Source organism: Streptomyces sp. NPDC012510 (assembly GCF_042955065.1).
Taxonomy (GTDB): domain Bacteria; phylum Actinomycetota; class Actinomycetes; order Streptomycetales; family Streptomycetaceae; genus Streptomyces.
The window spans coordinates 1-2,851 of sequence record NZ_JBIBEN010000066.1 but is presented as its reverse complement, the minus strand read 5'-3'; the positions used below and the strand labels follow the sequence as shown (position 1 = coordinate 2,851).

3 protein-coding genes and 1 pseudogene are annotated in these 2,851 nt (G+C 67.6%); 1 reads left to right on the top strand and 3 read right to left on the bottom strand.

Annotated features, from left to right (window positions below; genetic code table 11):
- The first annotated feature begins 390 nt into the window (after positions 1-390).
- Entirely contained in the window at positions 391-981 is a 591-nt protein-coding gene (locus tag ACFY9I_RS42275) for a redoxin family protein (protein WP_391012800.1), read from the top strand.
- A 34-nt stretch (positions 982-1,015) separates the two neighbouring features.
- Here the strand turns inward: ACFY9I_RS42275 and ACFY9I_RS42270 are convergent, their stop codons facing one another.
- The 3 genes and pseudogenes from ACFY9I_RS42270 to ACFY9I_RS42260 form a co-directional block, all read right to left on the bottom strand.
- The gene (locus tag ACFY9I_RS42270; RefSeq protein WP_391012798.1) at positions 1,016-1,834 is read right to left on the bottom strand and encodes an SAM-dependent methyltransferase; all 819 of its coding nucleotides are present in this window, start codon (positions 1,832-1,834) and stop codon (positions 1,016-1,018) included.
- Between the two features lie 492 nt (positions 1,835-2,326).
- Positions 2,327-2,731, bottom strand: coding sequence for a hypothetical protein (locus tag ACFY9I_RS42265; RefSeq protein ID WP_391012803.1), 405 nt, complete (start codon positions 2,729-2,731; stop codon positions 2,327-2,329).
- A 10-nt stretch (positions 2,732-2,741) separates the two neighbouring features.
- Positions 2,742-2,851 (bottom strand): annotated as a pseudogene (locus ACFY9I_RS42260) (transposase); the annotation flags it as partial.

The window sequence follows — 2,851 nt, the reverse complement described above, 5'->3', positions numbered from 1 at the left end:
CGACTGGCTCGCACCCCCCTTCGGCCAGCATCAACGAGAACTGACACCACGTCATTCCTGAAGGTCCACAAGCCTCATTTTGTTAGGAGTCGTTAGAGGCGCCTCGGCACGCACGTGATCGGCGTCGGCGCGCTCAGGGTGCCGCGGGGCTGTAGCGGGTCGTGACGGCGCCCGTGGCCAGGGCCCGGTAGCGGTCGCTCTCGTTCACCGGAGTGCCCAGGTCCAGTTCAGTACCGGAGCGGTGCACAGGGTCCGTTATTGGGACGCGACAGACTGGCTCGCCGAGCGGATCGAGGGACTTACCGCCCGCGCGCGGTACTGGTCGCTCACCTGCAACGGGCGGCACACCGCGGCAGTCGCGTCTCACCGACCGACGCAGGAGAGGACCTGGTGACCGACCACACCAGCTTGCCCGACGGTCTACCCGTCCCCGAGGACGACGGCGCGGCTGGTCATCTGCCCGGCGCTACGATGCCGCACCTGGAACTCCCAGGCACCGGCGGCACGGCCATCCGTCTCGGCGCGCTCGGCACAGGCCGGACAGTGATCTACGTCTACCCGCTCACCGGACGTCCGGGCGTCGACATGCCCGCCGGGTGGGACTCGATCCCCGGGGCGCGCGGCTGCACGCCTGAGGCATGCGACTTCCGTGATCACTACCAGGACCTTCTCGCCGCCGGCGCGGACGGAGTGTTCGGCCTCTCGAGCCAGGACACCGATTACCAGCGTGAGGTCGTCGAGCGGCTTCGTCTGCCGTTCCAGATGCTCTCCGACACTGACCGAAACCTGGCGCAGGAACTCGGCCTGCCCACGTTCGAGACCAGCGGGCTGACGCTGTACAAGAGGCTGACTCTGATCACCCGCGACGGTGTGATCGAGCACGTCTTCTACCCGGTCTTTCCCACGAACCAGCACGCCCGGCAGGTCCTGACCTGGCTCCGGGACAATCCCTGTAGGGCGTCGCGGGCTGCGGCCGGCTGAGGTCTCGATGACACCCCGGCCGGCCCCTGAGGCGCTACCGCTTGATACCGACACCGCCGAAGTGAGTGACGTCGATGTCCTCGCCCGTGGCTTCGGGCCGCCAGCGGGAGCAGGAGACGATGCCCGGGGGCAGGAGTTCGACCCCGCCGAAGAGTCGTACGAGGTCGGCATGGCTGCGCAGGGTCATCGGGGCCGAGCCCTGGCTGTTCCAGTACTCGACCGCCGATCTCATCGCTTCGCCGTCGACCTCGGTGGTGGGATGGGAAATGACCAGATAGCTGCCGGGCGGTGCGGCGTCCATCAGACGCCGTACGACGGTGACCGCTTCGTCGGTGTCCATGACGAAGTTGAGGACGCCCAGCATGGTGATCGCGAGCGGCTGCTCGAAGTCCAGGGTGGCCGCGGCTCCTGCCAGGATCGTCGCGGGGTCGTGAACGTCGGCCTCGATGTAGGCGGTGACACCCTCGGCCGCGCCGCGCAGGAGCGCGTGGGCGTGGGTGAGGACGATGGGGTCGTTGTCGACGTAGACGACCCGGCAGGACGGGTCGACGCTTTGAGCGACTTCGTGGGTGTTGTCCGCGGTGGGCAGGCCGGTGCCGATGTCCAAGAACTGGCGGATGCCCGCCTCTGCGGCCAGGAAGCGGACGGCGCGGGCGAGGAAGCGGCGGTCGGCGACGGCCGACCGGGGAAGTTCGGGCACGAAGCCTAAGATCTGGTCCCCGACCTCCTCGTCGACCTGGTAATGATCCTTGCCTCCCAGCCAGTAGTTCCAGATCCGGGCGGAATGGGAAACATCCGTCCGGAGTCGGCTGAGACGTGCGACACCTTCGTCGCTGTGCGAGAGGTCGGACATGCCGTGCGGTCTCCTCCGGGCAGGATCGATCGAGTACACGCCCAACCTACGCACACGTATTCAACTACCGCAGGGAAAGCGGCACTTAGCACCATTGCGCAGCCGCATCCCTTCTCGACCTTCTGACTGTCGAGAAGACCTGGTGGATGTGGGGCGTACTGGTCGGGGTGTTGCCTGGAGCGTCTATCCGGTGTGAACCCCATCGGAGAAGATGGTTTCCGGCTGACGCTCGGCGAAGGGCTTGACGGTGTCCGGCGTAGTCGCCGGCCTGGTGCGCTGTTGTTGTCGTGCGGCACTCGGCGCGGCGCGCCCCGCACTCGACCACACAGATCAGCAGCTCTCCTACTCCTCTGCGGCAAGCTCCGGCTGTAGCGGCCCTCGGCGGCCCCACCCGTCGGCGTCGTCCGGCCGCCGTCGTCGGTGTGGGACCAGGGTCGCGCCCTTCGTCGCGTGTGCGTAGGTGTCCAGGTTTTCGCGTGGCTTGAGATCCTCCTACGCAACCACGTTGAAGACCGCGATGCCGAAGCCGATGGCGACGGCGTGGGCCGTGAAGGCTGCGGCACCGGTGAACGGCTCGAAGTTCCGGGTTGCCGGGAACTGAGCGGCTGCGGCGGCGAACCCCACCACCAGGGCGGCGGCGGCCCGCAGCACGCGGTCGGCCCGCTCGGGGGCTTGCTGGATCGTGTGCACGACGTCGACGGCGTGGAAGGACAGGTTGCGGGCGAAGGCCCCCAGCGGCAGCGGATTGTTGTCGAGGATGTCCTTCTTGCTCAGCTCCAGGTAGTCAGGGCTCCGTCGTTCTCGCGGTTGGCCCGACGTAGCCGGTGTGGGGCCTGATGCCCCGACCTTGGCCGTGATGGTGATTCGTGATGGACCGGCAGGTACGCGTGCATGCACGGCTTCTGGTGATCATGGAGTGGACATCGGCCGCGCCGCGGTTCTTGATCTCGGTCAGGACCTGGAGCCAGTACTTCGCGCCCTCCCCGCCGTCGCCGATCCACAGGCCCAGGATGTCCC

Coding starts and splice junctions, on each gene's coding strand:
- ACFY9I_RS42270 (WP_391012798.1), bottom strand. CDS start 1,834: ATGTCCGACCTCTCGCACAGCGACGAAGGTGTCGCACGTCTCAGCCGA.